The organism is Enterobacter cloacae complex sp. S1 (genome assembly GCF_014930525.1).
GTDB classification, from domain to species: Bacteria; Pseudomonadota; Gammaproteobacteria; order Enterobacterales; family Enterobacteriaceae; genus Enterobacter; species Enterobacter hormaechei_C.
In genome coordinates, this window is sequence record NZ_JADBRE010000004.1 from 73,251 (window position 1) to 90,700 (window position 17,450).

The window sequence follows — 17,450 nt, forward strand, 5'->3', positions numbered from 1 at the left end:
ATAAAGTCGTGAAGGGATCCTCTATGAAGCAAATTCGAATGCTGGCCCAGTACTACGTCGACCTGATGATGAAGCTCGGGCTGGTGCGTTTTTCCATGCTGCTGGCGCTGGCGCTGGTCGTTCTGGCCATCGTCGTGCAAATGGCCGTGACCATGGTTCTGCATGGTCAGGTCGAGAGCATCGACGTGATCCGCTCTATTTTCTTTGGCCTGCTGATTACCCCATGGGCGGTCTATTTTCTCTCCGTGGTGGTTGAGCAGCTGGAAGAGTCCCGACAGCGTTTATCGAAACTGGTGGATAAGCTGGAAGAGATGCGCGAGCGCGATCTCAAACTCAACGTCCAGCTCAAGGACAACATTGCCCAGCTGAATCAGGAAATTTCAGACCGTGAGAAGGCGGAAGCCGAGCGTCAGACCACGCTTGAGCAGCTAAAAGTTGAGATGAAAGAGCGTGAAGTGACGCAGATCCAGCTTGAACAGCAATCCTCTTTCCTGCGCTCGTTCCTCGATGCGTCGCCGGATCTGGTGTTCTACCGTAATGAAGATAAAGAGTTCTCCGGCTGTAACCGGGCCATGGAACTGTTGACCGGAAAAAGCGAAAAGCAGCTGATCCACCTGAAACCTCAGGATGTCTATTCCGAAGAGGCGGCAGCAAAAGTGATGGAGACGGATGAAAAGGTCTTCCGCCATAACGTTTCGCTGACCTATGAGCAGTGGCTGGACTATCCTGACGGGCGCAAAGCCTGCTTTGAGATCCGCAAAGTGCCTTATTACGACCGGGTGGGGAAACGTCATGGTCTGATGGGCTTTGGCCGTGATATCACCGAGCGTAAGCGCTATCAGGATGCGCTGGAGCGCGCCAGCCGGGATAAAACCACCTTCATCTCCACCATCAGCCATGAACTGCGCACCCCGCTGAATGGCATTGTGGGGCTGAGCCGCATTCTGCTGGATACCGAGCTGACCAGCGAGCAGGAAAAATACCTGAAAACGATCCACGTCTCGGCGGTCACGCTGGGCAATATCTTCAATGATATTATCGACATGGATAAGATGGAACGCCGTAAAGTTCAGCTCGACAACCAGCCGGTTGATTTTACCGGCTTCCTCGCGGACCTGGAAAACCTGTCAGGTTTACAGGCTCAGCAAAAAGGGTTGAGCTTTGTGATGGAGCCAACGCTGCCGTTGCCGCATAAAGTGGTGACGGACGGCACACGTCTGCGGCAGATCCTGTGGAACCTCATCAGCAACGCCGTGAAGTTTACCCAGAAGGGGCAGGTTGCGGTGCGCATTCGCTATGACGAAGGCGACATGCTGCACTTTGAAGTTGAGGACTCGGGTATCGGCATTCCCCAGGAGGAGCAGGATAAGATCTTCGCCATGTATTATCAGGTTAAAGACAGCCACGGCGGTAAACCGGCGACCGGTACGGGCATTGGACTGGCGGTGTCGAAACGTCTGGCGAAAAGTATGGGCGGGGATATCACCGTTGCCAGCCAGCCGGGTAAAGGCTCCACCTTTACGCTTACCGTCCACGCGCCTGCCGTGGCGGAAGAGGTGGAAGATACGTTTGAGAACGACGATATGCCGCTGCCAGCCCTGCACGTCCTGCTGGTGGAAGATATTGAGCTGAACGTCATTGTCGCCCGGTCGGTACTGGAAAAACTCGGTAACAGCGTGGATGTGGCGATGACCGGGAAAGCCGCGCTGGAGATGTTCACGCCGGGCGAGTATGACCTGGTGCTGCTCGATATTCAGCTACCGGACATGACCGGGCTGGATATCTCCCGCGAGCTGACGCGCAAATATGCTCCTGACGAGCTGCCGCCGCTGGTGGCGTTGACCGCAAACGTGTTGAAAGATAAAAAAGAGTATCTCGAGGCCGGTATGGACGATGTGCTCAGCAAGCCGCTGGCGGTACCCGCCCTGACGGCGATGATCAAGAAGTTCTGGGATACCTGTGATGAAGAGGAGAGCACCATGACGTCTGTTGATAGCGCTAAAGCCCAAACGATACTGGATACCGCCATGCTGGAGCAGTATATCGATCTGGTGGGACCAAAACTGATCACCGATGGCCTCGCCGTGTTCGAAAAAATGATGCCGGGCTATCTAAACGTGCTCGAATCCAACCTGACGGCGCGTGACCAGAAGGGCATCGTCGAAGAGGGACATAAAATCAAAGGCGCGGCAGGATCTGTCGGGTTACGCCATCTCCAGCAGCTGGGCCAACAGATTCAGTCTCCTGATTTACCTGCCTGGGAAGATAACGTAGGTGATTGGGTCGAAGAGATGAAACAAGAGTGGCAAAACGATGTGGCAGTGCTGAAAGCCTGGGTGGATGCCAGAAAAAAATGACCCCGGCTATACCGGGGTGCGCGAATACTGCGCCAACACCAGGGAAATCGTGGCTGCGCCTGATTTTTATGGGTTGTTTTCGCATGGACGCCGCCTGAAAATTGAGGCCGCACGCAGATAAGATAGCAAATCTTAAACAGTTTGTTACATGAATCAGTGAAATGTGTGAAGCATAGCGTTTTAATCAGAATTTTTAATGTGCTTCAGCGAGTTGCATAGAAGGATCGTCAGAATGAAAAAGATTGGTGTCGTGCTGAGCGGATGTGGTGTTTACGATGGTTCAGAGATACATGAAACCGTATTAACGCTGCTGGCATTATCGCGCCAGGGAGCAGACGTTATCTGCTTCGCCCCGGATAAAACCCAGGCAGATGTGATTAATCATCTTAACGGCGAGCCAATGGCGGAAAGCCGTAACGTGCTGATTGAAGCGGCGCGTATTGTGCGCGGCGATATTCACCCGCTGGCACAGGCCGATGCCGCTGAACTTGATGCGCTCATCGTGCCGGGCGGTTTTGGCGCGGCGAAAAACCTGAGCACGTTTGCAACGGAAGGCACGGCGTGTCATGTCGATCCCGATTTGAAAGCGCTATCGCTGGCGATGCATGCGGCAGGTAAGCCGCAGGGCTTTATCTGCATTGCGCCGGCCATGCTGCCGAAGATTTTTGATTTCCCGCTGCGGCTCACGATCGGAACCGACATTGATACCGCTGAGATTGTCGAGGATATGGGCGGCGAACACGTGCCATGTCCGGTAGACGACATTGTGGTGGACGAGGACAACAAGATCATCACCACGCCAGCGTATATGCTGGCGCAGAACATCGCCGAGGCTGCCGCAGGCATTGAAAAGCTGGTGGACAGAGTGCTGGTCCTGGCCGAATGAGTCGTAAATTCTCCCCCGGCGGGTGGTTAAAACGGATCCTGCTGCGTATTGTGCTGGTCCTGGCTGTGTTCTGGGGCGGCGGTATTGCGCTGTTCAGCATCCTGCCCGTCCCGTTCTCGGCCGTGATGGCAGAGCGGCAGATTAGCGCCTGGCTCTCTGGGGATTTTGGCTATGTTGCCCATTCTGACTGGGTCAGCATGGATGCAATCTCGCCGTGGATGGGGCAGGCGGTCATTGCGGCAGAAGATCAGAAATTCCCGGAGCACTGGGGTTTTGACGTGGCGGCTATTGAGAAGGCGCTGGATCATAATGAACGTCATGAAAACCGCGTCCGCGGCGCATCGACGCTTTCTCAGCAGACGGTAAAAAACCTGTTCTTATGGGACGGCCGCAGCTGGGTGAGAAAAGGGCTGGAGGCCGGGCTGACGCTGGGCGTCGAGACGGTGTGGAGCAAAAAACGCATTTTAACCGTCTACCTGAATATTGCGGAATTTGGTGACGGCGTGTTTGGTGTCGAAGCGGCATCGCAGCGCTATTTTGGCAAGCCCGCCAGCAGGCTGACTATGTCCGAAGCGGCACTGCTTGCCGCCGTGCTGCCAAACCCGCTGCGTTTTAAGGCCAGCGCCCCGTCAGGCTATGTGCGAAGCCGCCAGGCGTGGATTATGCGCCAGATGCGTCAGCTGGGTGGGGAAGGGTTTATGGAGCGAAATAATCTTATGTAGGGCGGGTAAGCGCAGCGCTACCCGCCGACATGGCGAACGTTAGTCTTCGTCAAACCCGGCGTTGAACAGGGCAATCACTGCCGCCAGCGCTTCCTCTTCTTGCGGGCCGGTGGCTTCAACTTCAATCTGGCGGCCTTTGGCAGAATCCAGCATCAGCAGCGCAATCACGCTGTTGGCTTCTGCCTCGGTTCCCTCGTCGTTGCGCAGCAGCACCTCAGCATCAAAACCCTGCATCAGTTCAAACAGCTTCATCGCCGGGCGCGCATGCATGCCCAGCTTGTTGGTGATTTCGACGGTCTGTTTTACGGTCATGTTTTGCGTTTTTCCAGCGTGCGATGACGGGACTGAACGTTCTTCCCGCGTGAGCGGAAGTAATCGGCCAGCTGTTCGGCAATGTAGACCGAACGATGTTTACCGCCGGTACAGCCAATCGCCACCGTCAGGTAGCTGCGATTGTTTGTTTCCAGCATAGGTAACCATAGCTCAAGGTAGCTTCGCGTCTGGTAGATAAAATTGTGTACTTCTGTGTGTCGATCGAGGAATGCTGCCACCGGCTTATCCAGACCGGTCATCGGACGCAGTTTCGGATCCCAGTGTGGGTTCGGCAGGAAACGCACATCAAAAACGTAATCCGCATCGATAGGTATGCCGTGCTTAAAGCCGAAGGATTCAAACACCATCGTCAGTTCGCGCTCGCGCTTGCCGAGTAAGCGCGTACGCAGCATTTCCGCCAGCTCGTGGACGGACATTTCGGAGGTGTCGACAATCAGGTCGGCGCGGGAACGCAGCGGCTCAAGCAGATCGCTCTCTTTATCGATGGCGCTTTCCAGCGAAAGATTTTTACTGGAGAGCGGATGCAAACGACGTGTATCGCTGTAGCGACGGATCAGCGTGTTGCGGTCAGCGTCCAGGAACAAGAGCTGAGGCGAGAAGCATTCCGGCAGGCTGTTCATTGCCTGCTCGAAGATTTCCGGCGATTCCGGCATGTTACGCACGTCGATACTGACGGCGGCAGAGATTTGCCTGTCCGCCAGCGTCCGCGCCAGATCGGGTAACAACACTACCGGCAGGTTATCTACACAGTAAAATCCCATGTCTTCCAGCGCGCGCAGGGCCACGGACTTCCCGGACCCCGAACGACCGCTGACGATCATCAGCACCATGTTCCGTTTCTCCTCAGGGCAGCCGTACTGAAGGCCCTTTCCCGATTATGCCTCATCCTGATTGCCTTCTGCTTCAGTGATAATTTGATAAAGCTCTTCATCACTTTGGGCTGAGCGCAGTCGACGACAAATGGTTTTATCCGCCAGACGTTTGGCAACCAGCGACAGCGTGTGCAGGTGGGTTTTGGTCTGATCGGCAGGAACCAGCAGCGCGAAGAGCAGATCCACAGGCTGGTTATCGATGGCGTCAAAAGCGATAGGCGTTTCCAGTTGCACAAACACCCCCACGGCACGCAGCGTATCTTCTTCCAGCTTGCCATGCGGGATCGCAATGCCATTGCCGATGCCGGTACTGCCCATTTTTTCACGGGTCAGAATGGCTTCAAACACGATCTGCGGCGGCAGACCCAGCTGTTTTGCGGCCAGCTCACTGATGATTTCCAGCGCACGTTTTTTGCTCTGGCAGTGAACGCCACTGCGGGTACAATCCTGGTTAAGGACATTGCTCAGTTGAAGAGCGGAATCGTTGTTTATCATAATTTCACCTAAGCGCTAACTGTACAAATGGCCTGTTGTGTTTCACAACAGGCCGTCCTGCACCCGTTAACTGCCCGGACAATTAGTGTTGTTTCAGTTTATCTTTATGTTTATTGAGCTGTCTCGCAAGCTTATCAATCAAGCCGTCGATAGCCGCGTACATGTCTTGCCCTTCCGCACTGGCATGGAGTTCCCCTCCGTTGACGTGCAGGGTCGCATCCGAGATATGCGTCACTTTCTCCACTTTCAACACAACATAGACCTGGTTGATCCTCTCGAAATACTGCTCGAGTTTCGCAAACTTAGTGTTTACAAAATCGCGTAAAGCCTCAGTAATCTCGACGTTATGTCCGGTGATATTGAGCTGCATAGTGTCTTCCTTATCGGTTGTGTCAAACCAGTTGTTTACGCTGGTTAGACGGCGGAATGGATAAAGACTCTCGATACTTCGCGACAGTACGACGTGCCACCATAATACCCTGATCGGACAGCATGGTGGTTAACTTACTGTCACTGAGTGGCTTCGCGGGGTTCTCCGCGGCGATCAACTTCTTCACCAGTGCGCGAATAGCCGTTGACGAGGCTTCGCCGCCGCCTTCGGTGTTCACGTGGCTGGAGAAGAAATACTTAAGCTCAAAAATACCGCGTGGGCTGTGCAGATACTTCTGCGTGGTCACGCGAGAAATGGTTGATTCATGCATCTCGACGGCCTGGGCGATGTCTGCCAGCACCATCGGTTTCATAAACTCTTCGCCCTGCTCAAAGAACGCCTGCTGCTGTTCGACAATACAGCGGCTGACGCGCAGCAGCGTGTCATTACGGCTCTCCAGGCTCTTGATCAACCAGCGTGCTTCCTGAAGGTTGCTGCGAATGTATTGATTATCAGCGTCATTACGGGCGCTGGTGCACATGGAGGCGTATTGCTGGTTGATTTGCAGGCGAGGAATGCTGTCGGCGTTCAGTTCAACGACCCAGCGGCCATTGTGTTTTCTCACCAGCACATCGGGGATGACATATTCCGGTTCGCTGGTCTGGATCGACTGCCCCGGACGCGGATCGAGCGACTGGATCAGATTCACCGCTTCCTTCAGCACCTCTTCTTTCAGGCGTGTGACGCGCATCAGGGTGCGGAAGTCGTGATTCGCCAGCAGATCCAGATGATCGCTGATGATGAGCCGGGCTTCGTCAATCCACGGTGTCTCTTTGGCAAACTTCGAAAGCTGGATCAGAAGGCAGTCGCGCAGATCTTTCGCGGCGACACCTATCGGGTCGAAACGCTGAACGCGTTTCAGGACGGCTTCGATCTCTTCCAGTTCAATCTCGTCATCGCCGATGCTTTCAAGAATCTCGTCCAGCGTCACGGTCAAATAGCCCGTGTCGTCAACGGCATCGACAATCGAGGTGGCAATGGCGCGATCGGTATCGGAGAAAGGGGTCAGCTCTACCTGCCACATCAGGTAGTCCTGTAGCGACTGGGTGGTTTCGCCCTGGTAGACCGGGAGTTCATCGTCCTGGTAGTCTGCGCGCGTCCCGGAAGGGGTACCCGCGGTGTAGATTTCGTCCCAGCTGGCATCCAGCGGCAGTTCGTCCGGCATCTCTTTCTGTTCAAGCGCATCTACGGAGTCGAGCGTTTCTGTGTCCTGCGTCTGCTGGGCGTCTACCTCGTCATGAAGATCGGTTTGCTCCAGCAGCGGATTGCTGTCCAGCGCCTGCTGGAGCTCCTGCTGGAGTTCTAACGTGGACAGCTGCAACAGACGGATTGCCTGCTGTAGCTGCGGCGTCATGGCCAGTTGCTGGCTGAGCCGTAATTGCAAACCTTGCTTCATGTTCAGAGCGTTTTTCTCCGGTTCGGCGTGACTTAACCTCTACCCTATCAGAGTCTGAAGTCTTCCCCAAGGTACACGCGCTTAACATGCTCATCTTCGAGGATTTGCTGCGGCGTACCGTGGGCAATCAGATGGCCCTGGCTCACTATGTAGGCGCGCTCACACACGGCCAGCGTTTCACGAACGTTGTGGTCCGTGATCAGTACGCCAAGCCCGCTGTCGCGCAGGTGCTCAATGATACGTTTGATATCGATAACGGAGATGGGGTCAACGCCCGCAAACGGTTCATCCAGCAGGATGAATTTTGGGTTTGCTGCCAGCGCGCGCGCAATCTCAACGCGGCGGCGTTCACCACCGGACAGCGCCTGGCCGAGGCTGTCACGCAGATGCTCGATATGAAACTCTTCCATCAGCTCGTTCGCACGGTCAGAGCGCTGCTCGCTGGTCAGATCGTCACGGATCTGGAGCACGGCCATCAGGTTGTCGAACACGCTTAAGCGGCGGAAAATAGACGCTTCCTGCGGCAAATAGCCGATGCCACGACGCGCGCGGGCATGCAGCGGCAGCAGGCTGATATCTTCATCATCGATGATGATGTTGCCGGCGTCACGCGGGACGATGCCCACCACCATGTAGAAGGTCGTAGTTTTACCCGCCCCGTTAGGGCCAAGCAAACCCACGATTTCGCCGGAGTTGACGGTCAGACTGACATCTTCGACGACGCGGCGGCCCTTATACGCTTTCGCGAGGTTTTTTGCAGTTAAAGTTGCCATAACGAATTAGTTACTCTTTTTCTGTGCCGGAGCCTGACCGTTGTTCTTGTCCTGCAACTGCGAAGGCACAAGCACGGTCGTGACGCGTTTGCCTTTTTCGCTGGAGGCCTGCATTTTCTGCTCTTTCACCAGATAGGTGATCTTGTCGCCTTTGATATTGCTGTCCAGCTGTTCCAGGTAAGCATTACCGGTCAGGATGACCAGATCCTTCGCCAGTTCATAATGCATATGCGAGGCATGGCCTTTCACCGGCTTGCCGTTGTCCTGCATCTGGTAGAAGGTGGCCGGGTTGCCATAACCATCGATAATCTCTTTGCCCTGCTCGCCGCCCGGACGAGTAACGACCACTTTGTCGGCGTTGATTTTAATGGTGCCCTGGGTCATGACGACGTTGCCGGTAAAGGTGACGACGTTACCCTGCATATCCAGAGACTGGGTATCGGATTCAATATGAATCGGCTGTTCGGTGTCGCCAGTCACAGCAAGCGCGGGAAGACTGGCCGCCAGCAGCGCGCTGGCGATAACAACTTTAAGGCTGAGTTTGTTTGTTTTGAATTTCATAGGAGGTTCTAACCTTTTCAATCAGCTCGGCGTTTTTGCTGCGTAAGTTCCCGCGCATTCTTAAACCGCTGGAATTAAATGTTGTGCCATACAGGGTGACTAAATCCTGCGACGTGACATCCTGGGTGACCAGGTTGATCTGGGCGTTATCCGTCGTAATTTTTCGCAGTTGCGCGTCAGCGGTCAGGGCGTTGACTTCAACGTGACCATACAGGTAAAGCATACGGTCATTTGTCAGTTTTGCCCGGTCAGACTTGATAGACCACGTCGGCACTTTGTCCGTATCAAAGGTGGTCATGACCGGTTGGGTAAACCACGAGGTACCGTCATCTGAAAAATATTCTACATGCTGAGCAACGAGGCGATAGTTCAGTGCGCCTTCCGGGCTATAGACCACGGTGTCGCTGTGATCGCTTTTATAGGTCGGGTCGCTCGTGTTAACCACTTCCGCTTGCGTATCATCGCGGTCAGCGAGGTTGACGCCAATCAGTACCAGGGCGACAAGCGCAAGCAGAATGATAACCCAACGTCTGGTTTTACTCATATCGATTGCCCTTTCGCCTCATCAAGCTTGCCCTGCGCCAGCAGAAGCAGATCGCAGACTTCACGGACGGCGCCGCGGCCACCCTGAATATGGGTAACGTAATCAGCACGCGGGATCAGCAGCGGGTGCGCGTCAGCCACGGCGATGCTCAGACCCACCTCCGCCATCACTGGCCAGTCGATTAAATCATCCCCGACGTATGCCACATTCTCTGGTGCAATCGCCAGTTTTCCCAGCAGATCCCGGAAAGCTACCATCTTATCAGACTGCCCCTGATAGAGATGGGTAATGCCCAGCGTTTCACACCGATCTTCTACCAGTTTAGCTTTCCGCCCGGTGATGATTGCAACTTCAATTCCGGACGTGAGCGCACAGCGGATACCGTAACCGTCGCGAACGTTAAAGGCTTTCAGCTCTTCGCCGTTATTGCCCATATAAATCAGACCGTCGGAGAGCACACCATCCACATCGAGGATCAACAGGCGGATATTTTCCGCCTTTGCCATCATGTGGGCGCTCACCGGGCCATAACAGGTTGCAAGGGATGCACCCGCATTACTCATTGTCTTATCCTTCATTACACTACGCCAGCGCGCAGCAGATCATGCATATGTACCACACCCAGCAGTTGGTCGCCATCGGCAACCATCACTGAGGTAATATGACGGGACTGCATCAGGTTCAGCACATCTACCGCCAGCGTGCCCGGACGGACGCGGATCCCGCCTGGCGTCATCACATCAGCAATGCCCAGCGTTCGGACATCCACACCCATATCGAATACCCGGCGCAGGTCGCCGTCGGTGAAAATGCCCTGAATCTTCATTAGATCGTCGCAGATAACCGTCATGCCCAGGTTTTTACGGGTGATCTCCAGTAACGCGTCGCGCAAAGAGGCCTCTTTGCTCACGTGCGGGATCTCATCTCCGGTGTGCATAATATCGTTAACCCGCAGCAGCAGTTTGCGCCCGAGCGCGCCGCCGGGATGAGACAGGGCAAAATCTTCAGGCGTAAAACCGCGGGCTTCCAGCAGCGCAACGGCAAGGGCATCGCCCATCACCAGCGCGGCGGTTGTGCTGGAGGTCGGCGCCAGCCCCAGCGGACAGGCTTCTTTAGGCACTTTCACGCACAGGTGAATATCCGCCGCACGCGCCATGCTGCTTTCCGGTCGGCTGGTCATGCAAATCAGCGGTACGTGCAGACGCTTCAGCACCGGGATCAACGCCAGGATTTCATTCGATTCCCCGGAGTTGGACAGCGCAATAACCACGTCCTGCGGCGTAACCATGCCGAGGTCACCGTGCGCGGCTTCACCGGGATGAACGAAGAATGACGACGTGCCGGTACTGGCAAAGGTCGCCGCCATTTTGCGTCCGATATGGCCGGATTTGCCCATCCCCATCACCACGACTTTGCCGGCACAGTAGAACATCTTCTCACAGGCCAGACTAAAATCCTGATTAATGTACTGATCTAACTGCGCCAGACCTTCACGTTCAATCTCCAAAACGTCTTTGCCTGCTTTCTGAAAGTCAAAACCCGGCTGCAATTCTATTTGCGACATAATGCGTTTCCGTTTACCCAGAGAGAAGAGGCGAAAGCCAGTACAGCATCGCCAGCCATACGATAAATCCACCCGTCAGCAGCGCGCCTGCGCCTTTGCCGATCTGCTCTTTTCGCCGCCAGCAGAGCAGGGCGAAAATCACGCTGACCAGCAGCATCACACCGTAATCGCGCGTGAAAACCATAGGGTTAAACGGCCCCGGCGAGATTAGCGCCGGCAGCCCTGTCACGATTGCGATATTGAAAATATTCGAGCCAATGATATTGCCGATGGCGATATCATCTTCCCCTTTACGCGCCCCGGCGATGGCGGTGGCCAGCTCTGGCAGGCTGGTGCCGATGGCGATTACCGTCAGACCGATTGTCAGTTCGCTCATCGCAAACGCGTTCGCCAGCACCGTCGCGTTATCGACCACCATCCGCGTGGCCATTGGCATGATGATTAGCGCGACGCCCAACCACAGCAGGGCGACGGGTAAGGTCCCTTCCCGGGGTAGCTCGGCGAGATGCTCACGCGTGAGGCTATCGTTACCCTGTTTTTCCGCCAGACGTGCGATCTTCACGCTGTAAAGCAACCAGATCACGGCCAGGGCGAGCAGGAATATACCGTCACCGACGCTCAGCACCCCGTCATAAAGTACGTAGCCTGCCAGCAGACTGACGACTAACATTAACGGCAATTCCCGGCGCAAAACATCAGAATGCACGCGAAATGGATGCAGTAATGCGGCTAAGCCTAAAATCAGTAAGATATTGACGATGTTAGAGCCAATCGCGGTGCCGATAGCGAGGTCGACCTGCCCATGCAGCGAGGCTGAGACAGAAACGATGATTTCAGGAAGCGATGTGCCTACACTGACCACCGTCATGCCGATAATGATGGGCGGCATGCCAATGAGTCGACAGAGAATGGATGCGGCAAAGACCAAACGGTCAGCACTGTAGACCACCAACAGTAAACCAATTATTAACAGTGCTGTTGCTAAAAGCATCAAAAGTCCTTTCTTCAGGTATACTCGCTGGTCCACTGCGCACGAATGTTGGCGCCAGATGAAGTCTGAGACGTAACGAATTCCTAATTTTGACTTTATGCGCCGGAAAAGTAAAACAAATGCCAGCTTTCGCTAACCCCAATAGTGAATATTCTGTAAAAATGCGGGGTTTAGGGCTGATTTACGCTTCATGCCAGCCGTGAAGCAAGGTAAGTAAGGAACCATAAATGAGCCAAACGATGGCGAATATAGTCGATGTCCGGGGCGTCAGTTTTTCTCGCGGCAACCGGTTAATATTTGATGATATTTCGCTGACCGTGCCGCGCGGTAAAATCACCGCCATCATGGGGCCGTCAGGGATCGGTAAAACCACGTTGCTGCGTCTTATCGGCGGGCAAATTCCCCCTGACAGCGGCGAAATTCTCTTCGACGGCGAAAACGTCCCGGCGATGTCTCGCTCGCGCCTCTACACGGTTCGCAAACGAATGAGCATGCTCTTTCAGTCGGGCGCGCTGTTCACGGATATGAACGTTTTTGACAACGTGGCCTATCCGTTGCGTGAGCACACCCATCTTCCTCCTGAGCTGTTGCTCAGTACGGTGATGATGAAGCTTGAAGCCGTGGGGCTGCGGGGGGCTGCGAAACTCATGCCGTCCGAACTATCGGGTGGGATGGCGCGCCGCGCCGCGCTGGCGCGTGCTATTGCCCTGGAACCCGATTTAATCATGTTCGATGAACCGTTCGTCGGGCAGGACCCCATCACCATGGGCGTGCTGGTGAAGTTAATTTCGGAGCTGAACAGCGCCCTTGGCGTCACCTGCGTGGTGGTTTCCCACGACGTGCCGGAAGTGCTGAGTATCGCTGATTACGCCTATATTGTGGCTGACAAAAAGATCGTCGCCCACGGCAGCGCGCAGGCGTTGCAGGAGAATGGCGATCCGCGCGTGCGGCAGTTCCTGGACGGTATCGCAGATGGGCCGGTGCCTTTCCGCTATCCGGCGGGCGACTATCATGACGATTTACTCGGAATAGGGAGTTAAGCCACTCATGCTGTTAAATGCGTTGGCGGGTCTTGGACACCGTGGCCTAAAAACCATCAGTACGTTCGGGCGTGCCGGATTAATGTTGTTCAACGCGCTGGTCGGCAAACCGGAGTTCCGCAAGCATGCGCCGTTACTGGTGCGGCAGCTTTATAACGTCGGCGTGCTGTCGATGCTTATCATCATCGTGTCGGGTCTGTTTATTGGCATGGTGCTGGGGTTGCAGGGGTATCTGGTGCTGACAACCTACAGCGCGGAAACCAGCCTTGGCATGCTGGTGGCGCTCTCGCTGCTGCGTGAACTCGGGCCGGTGGTTGCCGCGCTGCTGTTCGCCGGGCGTGCAGGGTCAGCGTTGACGGCGGAAATTGGCCTGATGCGCGCCACCGAGCAGCTCTCCAGTATGGAGATGATGGCAGTCGATCCGCTGCGCCGGGTAATCTCGCCGCGCTTCTGGGCCGGGGTTATCTCCTTGCCGTTACTGACTATCCTCTTTGTGGCGGTAGGTATCTGGGGAGGCGCGCTGGTTGGCGTTAACTGGAAAGGCATTGATGCCGGATTCTTCTGGTCTGCCATGCAGGACGCCATCGATCTGCGGATGGATCTGGTGAACTGTCTGATCAAGAGCGTGGTTTTCGCTGTGACGGTTACCTGGATTGCGTTGTTTAATGGTTACGATGCCATTCCGACGTCGGCGGGCATTAGCCGTGCAACGACGCGTACTGTCGTACATTCGTCGCTGGCCGTTTTAGGTCTGGATTTTGTGCTCACCGCACTGATGTTTGGGAATTGAGTTCATGCAAACGAGAAAAAATGAAATTTGGGTTGGCGTGTTTCTGCTTCTGGCGCTGCTGGCCGCGCTGTTCATCTGCCTGCGAGCGGCGGACATCACCTCTGTTCGCGCCGAGCCGACGTATCGTGTCTACGCGACTTTCGATAACATCGGCGGCCTGAAAGCGCGCTCACCGGTGCGTATTGGTGGCGTCGTTATCGGACGTGTCGCTGACATTACGCTTGATGAGAAAACCTATCTGCCGCGCGTCGCGATGGATATCGAAGAGCGCTATAACCACATTCCGGACACCAGCTCGCTTTCTATCCGCACCTCTGGCCTGCTGGGGGAGCAATATCTGGCCCTTAACGTTGGTTTTGAAGATCCTGAGCTGGGAACGACTATCCTTAAAGACGGTAGCGTAATCCAGGATACCAAGTCAGCGATGGTGCTGGAAGATATGATTGGTCAGTTCCTTTACAACAGTAAAGGGGATGATAAAAAGTCTGACGATGCCCCTGCGCAGAGTGAAGACCACACCAACGTCGAACCGACGCCAGGCGCGACGAATTAATTTCAGGAGAAGTCATTCATGTTTAAACGACTGTTAATGGTTGCCATGCTGGTCATTGCCCCTCTTACCGCGGCGCACGCTGCGGATCAGAGTAACCCGTACAAACTGATGGATGAGGCCGCGAAGAAAACCTTCGACCGTCTTAAAAACGAACAGCCAAAAATCCGTTCTAACCCTGATTATCTGCGTGATGTGGTGGATCAGGAATTGCTGCCGTATGTGCAGATCAAGTATGCGGGCGCACTGGTGCTGGGCCGTTACTACAAAGACGCGACCCCGGCACAGCGCGAGGCTTACTTTGCGGCGTTCCGTGAATACCTGAAACAGGCTTACGGCCAGGCGCTGGCGATGTACCACGGGCAGACCTATCAGATTGCCCCTGAACAGCCGCTGGGCGATGCCACTATCATTCCTATTCGCGTGACGATTATCGATCCAAACGGTCGTCCACCGGTTCGTCTGGACTTCCAGTGGCGTAAAAACAGCCAGACCGGAAACTGGCAGGCGTACGACATGATCGCTGAAGGCGTCAGCATGATCACCACTAAACAGAACGAGTGGAGCGATCTGCTGCGCACTAAAGGCATCGATGGCCTGACGGCTCAGCTTCAGTCCATCTCTCGTCAGAAAATTACCCTGGACGAGAAGAAGTAATGTCACAGCAGCTTAGCTGGGCGCGTGACGGCGAGACGTTGACGCTGACGGGAGAGCTGGATCAGGATCTGCTTAACCCGCTGTGGGACGCTCGCCATAACGCGATGCAGGGCGTGACGCTGATTGATCTCCATGGCGTTACGCGGGTAGATACCGCCGGTATCGCCCTGCTGGCGCACCTGGTGGCCACGGGCAAAAAGCAGGGGAGCAGCGTTACCCTGACGGGGGTAAGCGATAACGTGATTACCCTTGCACAGCTTTACAATTTGCCCGAAGACGTATTACCTCGCTAATTTTTTCAGTACGTTACTTCTGAAAGCCCCGACAGTTTACGCGTCGGGGCTTTTTGCTTGTTTAAGACCGCGCCACTTTGCTCTAAGATGTTGAGCTTGTTTTCACTATCAGATGATGTAGACCCCATGGAAAATAATGAAATCCAGACTGTGCTGATGAATGCACTCTCCCTTCAGGAAGCCCACGTCTCTGGCGATGGCAGTCACTTCCAGGTTATTGCTGTGGGTGAGATGTTTGACGGAATGAGTCGCGTGAAGAAACAGCAGGCTGTGTACGCGCCGCTGATGGAATACATTGCGGATAACCGCATCCACGCCCTGTCGATTAAAGCGTTCACCCCACAGGAGTGGGCACGCGATCGCAAACTAAACGGTTTTTGAGCTGAGGGCGAAACGCCCGCAGCACGGTTGAATTTATAAGAGAGCAAACGATGGATAAATTTCGTGTACAGGGACCCACGCGTCTCCAGGGCGAAGTCACAATTTCTGGCGCTAAAAACGCCGCGCTGCCCATTCTTTTCGCTGCGCTGCTCGCAGAAGAGCCGGTAGAGATCCAGAACGTACCGAAGCTGAAAGATATCGACACGACCATGAAGTTGCTCGGCCAGTTGGGCACCAAAGTGGAGCGTAACGGTTCCGTCTGGATCGATGCCAGCAACGTGAACAACTTCTCAGCGCCATATGAGCTGGTGAAAACCATGCGTGCTTCCATCTGGGCGCTTGGTCCGCTGGTGGCGCGTTTCGGTCAGGGACAGGTTTCACTGCCGGGCGGATGCGCTATCGGCGCGCGTCCCGTTGACCTGCATATCTTCGGCCTGGAAAAACTCGGCGCGGAGATCAAGCTGGAAGAGGGTTACGTTAAAGCATCCGTCAATGGTCGTCTGAAAGGCGCGCACATTGTCATGGACAAAGTGAGCGTGGGCGCAACGGTCACCATCATGTCGGCTGCTACGCTGGCAGAAGGCTCTACCATCATCGAAAACGCCGCCCGTGAGCCGGAGATCGTGGATACCGCGAACTTCCTGGTCGCGCTGGGGGCGAAGATCAGCGGGCAGGGCACAGACCGTATCACCATCGAAGGCGTTGAACGTTTGGGTGGCGGTGTGTATCGCGTACTGCCAGACCGTATCGAAACCGGTACTTTCCTGGTGGCCGCGGCCATTTCTGGCGGTAAGATTGTCTGCCGTAACGCCCAGCCGGATACCCTGGATGCGGTGCTGGCGAAACTGCGCGATGCGGGTGCGGACATTGAAATCGGTGAAGACTGGATCAGCCTCGATATGCACGGGCAGCGTCCTAAAGCCGTTAACGTGCGTACTGCGCCACATCCGGCATTCCCGACGGATATGCAGGCACAGTTCACGCTGTTGAACCTGGTGGCCGAAGGCACGGGCTTCATCACGGAAACTATCTTCGAAAACCGTTTCATGCACGTACCGGAACTGATCCGTATGGGTGCGCATGCTGAGATTGAAAGCAACACGGTAATTTGCCACGGCGTTGAAAAACTGTCCGGTGCGCAGGTGATGGCGACCGATCTGCGCGCGTCTGCGAGCCTCGTACTGGCAGGTTGTATTGCGGAAGGGACTACCGTTGTCGATCGTATCTACCACATCGATCGTGGTTACGAGCGTATTGAGGACAAACTGCGCGCGCTGGGTGCAAATATCGAGCGTGTGAAGGGCGAGTAATCGTTCCGGCACCCCCCTGCCATAACAGGCCGGGGGATTGCTGTTCCTGTCAATCCTGGTGCATCAGTCCTGATGCCCTTTCTTCGTTTTGCTCTGGCGCATCATGCGCGTTCTGTCGATAAATTCATGGGTAATGGGATCGTGGTAGCGTGACGGCCATATCACCCACGGATGCGTATCCAGCGCCGTCGCGATAATCAGTTCCCCCTTCGGCCATGGGCGGGTCAGTGCGTTTGCCAGCGTCGACGAGCTCAGCCCATGACGACGTGATTCGGCAGCCAGCGATGTTCCTTTTTTACGCAGTGCCGCAATAATGTCAGCAGAATGCCAGTCGATGAATTTTGTATCCATAATGCTGTCCTTGTGTTCGTTATCGTCCACGTCGTTTCGTGTGAAAAGACAGCATTACTATACTCACTTCGAACATGCGTTCTAAAAAGTTCATGTTACGAGAAGCAATATTCAGAATAAGGCACGGCTTTATACATGCGGCCTGTAACCCGAT

At 55.0% G+C, this 17,450-nt stretch carries 22 protein-coding genes; 10 read left to right on the forward strand and 12 right to left on the reverse strand.

The genetic code is table 11. The features are described from left to right. Positions 1-23: 23 nt before the first annotated feature. The 3 genes from arcB (at position 24) to mtgA (ending at position 3,965) form a co-directional block, all read left to right on the forward strand. Positions 24-2,357, forward strand: coding sequence for an aerobic respiration two-component sensor histidine kinase ArcB (arcB, locus tag IM290_RS02790; protein WP_017382727.1), 2,334 nt, complete (start codon positions 24-26; stop codon positions 2,355-2,357). A gap of 232 nt (positions 2,358-2,589) precedes the next feature. Continuing rightward, the gene (elbB, locus tag IM290_RS02795) at positions 2,590-3,243 is read left to right on the forward strand and encodes an isoprenoid biosynthesis glyoxalase ElbB (protein ID WP_032672055.1); all 654 of its coding nucleotides are present in this window, start codon (positions 2,590-2,592) and stop codon (positions 3,241-3,243) included. Beyond that, on the forward strand, positions 3,240-3,965 hold the full coding sequence (gene mtgA / locus IM290_RS02800; RefSeq protein ID WP_193041845.1) for a monofunctional biosynthetic peptidoglycan transglycosylase: 726 nt from the start codon (positions 3,240-3,242) through the stop codon (positions 3,963-3,965). The genes elbB and mtgA overlap by 4 nt, the downstream gene beginning before the upstream one ends. Positions 3,966-4,004: 39 nt before the next feature. On the opposite strand, the gene npr is transcribed toward mtgA, so the two are convergent. From npr to IM290_RS02855, 11 genes are all read right to left on the reverse strand, one after another. Continuing rightward, positions 4,005-4,277: a PTS phosphocarrier protein NPr gene (gene npr, locus IM290_RS02805; RefSeq protein WP_003861872.1), complete on the reverse strand. Its 273-nt coding sequence runs from the start codon at positions 4,275-4,277 to the stop codon at positions 4,005-4,007. Next, on the reverse strand, positions 4,274-5,128 hold the full coding sequence (gene rapZ / locus IM290_RS02810) for an RNase adapter RapZ (protein WP_003861870.1): 855 nt from the start codon (positions 5,126-5,128) through the stop codon (positions 4,274-4,276). Before rapZ ends, npr begins: the two co-directional genes overlap by 4 nt. 45 nt (positions 5,129-5,173) lie before the next feature. Then, positions 5,174-5,665 carry a PTS IIA-like nitrogen regulatory protein PtsN gene (gene ptsN / locus IM290_RS02815; protein ID WP_003861869.1) on the reverse strand — a complete coding sequence of 164 codons (492 nt, stop codon included), beginning with the start codon at positions 5,663-5,665 and terminating at the stop codon, positions 5,174-5,176. Between the two features lie 82 nt (positions 5,666-5,747). Further along, positions 5,748-6,035: a ribosome hibernation promoting factor gene (hpf, locus tag IM290_RS02820; RefSeq protein ID WP_003861866.1), complete on the reverse strand. Its 288-nt coding sequence runs from the start codon at positions 6,033-6,035 to the stop codon at positions 5,748-5,750. 22 nt (positions 6,036-6,057) lie between these two features. Beyond that, complete coding sequence (gene rpoN, locus IM290_RS02825; protein ID WP_193041846.1) at positions 6,058-7,491, reverse strand: RNA polymerase factor sigma-54; 1,434 nt, start codon at positions 7,489-7,491, stop codon at positions 6,058-6,060. A 47-nt stretch (positions 7,492-7,538) separates the two neighbouring features. Further along, positions 7,539-8,264 carry an LPS export ABC transporter ATP-binding protein gene (gene lptB, locus IM290_RS02830; protein WP_023304493.1) on the reverse strand — a complete coding sequence of 242 codons (726 nt, stop codon included), beginning with the start codon at positions 8,262-8,264 and terminating at the stop codon, positions 7,539-7,541. 6 nt (positions 8,265-8,270) lie between these two features. Further along, positions 8,271-8,825, reverse strand: a complete 555-nt coding sequence (gene lptA, locus IM290_RS02835; RefSeq protein WP_006812136.1) for a lipopolysaccharide ABC transporter substrate-binding protein LptA — start codon at positions 8,823-8,825, stop codon at positions 8,271-8,273. Continuing rightward, entirely contained in the window at positions 8,794-9,369 is a 576-nt protein-coding gene (gene lptC / locus IM290_RS02840) for an LPS export ABC transporter periplasmic protein LptC (RefSeq protein WP_015571983.1), read from the reverse strand. Before lptC ends, lptA begins: the two co-directional genes overlap by 32 nt. Next, positions 9,366-9,932: a 3-deoxy-manno-octulosonate-8-phosphatase KdsC gene (gene kdsC, locus IM290_RS02845; RefSeq protein WP_193041847.1), complete on the reverse strand. Its 567-nt coding sequence runs from the start codon at positions 9,930-9,932 to the stop codon at positions 9,366-9,368. The genes lptC and kdsC overlap by 4 nt, the downstream gene beginning before the upstream one ends. A gap of 14 nt (positions 9,933-9,946) precedes the next feature. Continuing rightward, positions 9,947-10,933: an arabinose-5-phosphate isomerase KdsD gene (kdsD, locus tag IM290_RS02850; RefSeq protein ID WP_003861853.1), complete on the reverse strand. Its 987-nt coding sequence runs from the start codon at positions 10,931-10,933 to the stop codon at positions 9,947-9,949. Positions 10,934-10,946: 13 nt separating this feature from the next. Then, complete coding sequence (locus IM290_RS02855) at positions 10,947-11,924, reverse strand: calcium/sodium antiporter (RefSeq protein WP_003861852.1); 978 nt, start codon at positions 11,922-11,924, stop codon at positions 10,947-10,949. Between the two features lie 227 nt (positions 11,925-12,151). Between IM290_RS02855 and mlaF the strand changes: the two genes are divergently transcribed. The 7 genes from mlaF (at position 12,152) to murA (ending at position 16,945) form a co-directional block, all read left to right on the forward strand. After that, positions 12,152-12,964, forward strand: coding sequence for a phospholipid ABC transporter ATP-binding protein MlaF (gene mlaF, locus IM290_RS02860; RefSeq protein WP_193041848.1), 813 nt, complete (start codon positions 12,152-12,154; stop codon positions 12,962-12,964). A 7-nt stretch (positions 12,965-12,971) separates the two neighbouring features. Then, positions 12,972-13,754, forward strand: coding sequence for a lipid asymmetry maintenance ABC transporter permease subunit MlaE (gene mlaE, locus IM290_RS02865; RefSeq protein WP_003861848.1), 783 nt, complete (start codon positions 12,972-12,974; stop codon positions 13,752-13,754). 4 nt (positions 13,755-13,758) lie between these two features. Beyond that, positions 13,759-14,307, forward strand: a complete 549-nt coding sequence (gene mlaD, locus IM290_RS02870; protein ID WP_006812131.1) for an outer membrane lipid asymmetry maintenance protein MlaD — start codon at positions 13,759-13,761, stop codon at positions 14,305-14,307. 18 nt (positions 14,308-14,325) lie between these two features. Beyond that, complete coding sequence (mlaC, locus tag IM290_RS02875; RefSeq protein ID WP_006812130.1) at positions 14,326-14,961, forward strand: phospholipid-binding protein MlaC; 636 nt, start codon at positions 14,326-14,328, stop codon at positions 14,959-14,961. Beyond that, a complete protein-coding gene (gene mlaB / locus IM290_RS02880; RefSeq protein ID WP_003861843.1) occupies positions 14,961-15,254 on the forward strand; it encodes a lipid asymmetry maintenance protein MlaB in 294 nt (97 codons plus the stop codon). Before mlaC ends, mlaB begins: the two co-directional genes overlap by 1 nt. A gap of 126 nt (positions 15,255-15,380) precedes the next feature. Beyond that, positions 15,381-15,635 carry a BolA family iron metabolism protein IbaG gene (ibaG, locus tag IM290_RS02885; RefSeq protein ID WP_003861840.1) on the forward strand — a complete coding sequence of 85 codons (255 nt, stop codon included), beginning with the start codon at positions 15,381-15,383 and terminating at the stop codon, positions 15,633-15,635. Between the two features lie 50 nt (positions 15,636-15,685). Continuing rightward, positions 15,686-16,945, forward strand: coding sequence for a UDP-N-acetylglucosamine 1-carboxyvinyltransferase (murA, locus tag IM290_RS02890; RefSeq protein ID WP_193041849.1), 1,260 nt, complete (start codon positions 15,686-15,688; stop codon positions 16,943-16,945). A 63-nt stretch (positions 16,946-17,008) separates the two neighbouring features. Here the strand turns inward: murA and sfsB are convergent, their stop codons facing one another. After that, entirely contained in the window at positions 17,009-17,296 is a 288-nt protein-coding gene (gene sfsB / locus IM290_RS02895; RefSeq protein WP_047732362.1) for a DNA-binding transcriptional regulator SfsB, read from the reverse strand. Positions 17,297-17,450: the final 154 nt, after the last annotated feature.

Bases quoted from the DNA above. Each gene is read 5' to 3' on its own strand.
- arcB (WP_017382727.1), top strand. From the start codon at position 24: ATGAAGCAAATTCGAATGCTGGCCCAGTACTACGTCGACCTGATGATG.
- elbB (WP_032672055.1), top strand. From the start codon at position 2,590: ATGAAAAAGATTGGTGTCGTGCTGAGCGGATGTGGTGTTTACGATGGT.
- mtgA (WP_193041845.1), top strand. From the start codon at position 3,240: ATGAGTCGTAAATTCTCCCCCGGCGGGTGGTTAAAACGGATCCTGCTG.
- npr (WP_003861872.1), bottom strand. From the start codon at position 4,277: ATGACCGTAAAACAGACCGTCGAAATCACCAACAAGCTGGGCATGCAT.
- rapZ (WP_003861870.1), bottom strand. From the start codon at position 5,128: ATGGTGCTGATGATCGTCAGCGGTCGTTCGGGGTCCGGGAAGTCCGTG.
- ptsN (WP_003861869.1), bottom strand. From the start codon at position 5,665: ATGATAAACAACGATTCCGCTCTTCAACTGAGCAATGTCCTTAACCAG.
- hpf (WP_003861866.1), bottom strand. From the start codon at position 6,035: ATGCAGCTCAATATCACCGGACATAACGTCGAGATTACTGAGGCTTTA.
- rpoN (WP_193041846.1), bottom strand. From the start codon at position 7,491: ATGAAGCAAGGTTTGCAATTACGGCTCAGCCAGCAACTGGCCATGACG.
- lptB (WP_023304493.1), bottom strand. From the start codon at position 8,264: ATGGCAACTTTAACTGCAAAAAACCTCGCGAAAGCGTATAAGGGCCGC.
- lptA (WP_006812136.1), bottom strand. From the start codon at position 8,825: ATGAAATTCAAAACAAACAAACTCAGCCTTAAAGTTGTTATCGCCAGC.
- lptC (WP_015571983.1), bottom strand. From the start codon at position 9,369: ATGAGTAAAACCAGACGTTGGGTTATCATTCTGCTTGCGCTTGTCGCC.
- kdsC (WP_193041847.1), bottom strand. From the start codon at position 9,932: ATGAGTAATGCGGGTGCATCCCTTGCAACCTGTTATGGCCCGGTGAGC.
- kdsD (WP_003861853.1), bottom strand. From the start codon at position 10,933: ATGTCGCAAATAGAATTGCAGCCGGGTTTTGACTTTCAGAAAGCAGGC.
- IM290_RS02855 (WP_003861852.1), bottom strand. From the start codon at position 11,924: ATGCTTTTAGCAACAGCACTGTTAATAATTGGTTTACTGTTGGTGGTC.
- mlaF (WP_193041848.1), top strand. From the start codon at position 12,152: ATGAGCCAAACGATGGCGAATATAGTCGATGTCCGGGGCGTCAGTTTT.
- mlaE (WP_003861848.1), top strand. From the start codon at position 12,972: ATGCTGTTAAATGCGTTGGCGGGTCTTGGACACCGTGGCCTAAAAACC.
- mlaD (WP_006812131.1), top strand. From the start codon at position 13,759: ATGCAAACGAGAAAAAATGAAATTTGGGTTGGCGTGTTTCTGCTTCTG.
- mlaC (WP_006812130.1), top strand. From the start codon at position 14,326: ATGTTTAAACGACTGTTAATGGTTGCCATGCTGGTCATTGCCCCTCTT.
- mlaB (WP_003861843.1), top strand. From the start codon at position 14,961: ATGTCACAGCAGCTTAGCTGGGCGCGTGACGGCGAGACGTTGACGCTG.
- ibaG (WP_003861840.1), top strand. From the start codon at position 15,381: ATGGAAAATAATGAAATCCAGACTGTGCTGATGAATGCACTCTCCCTT.
- murA (WP_193041849.1), top strand. From the start codon at position 15,686: ATGGATAAATTTCGTGTACAGGGACCCACGCGTCTCCAGGGCGAAGTC.
- sfsB (WP_047732362.1), bottom strand. From the start codon at position 17,296: ATGGATACAAAATTCATCGACTGGCATTCTGCTGACATTATTGCGGCA.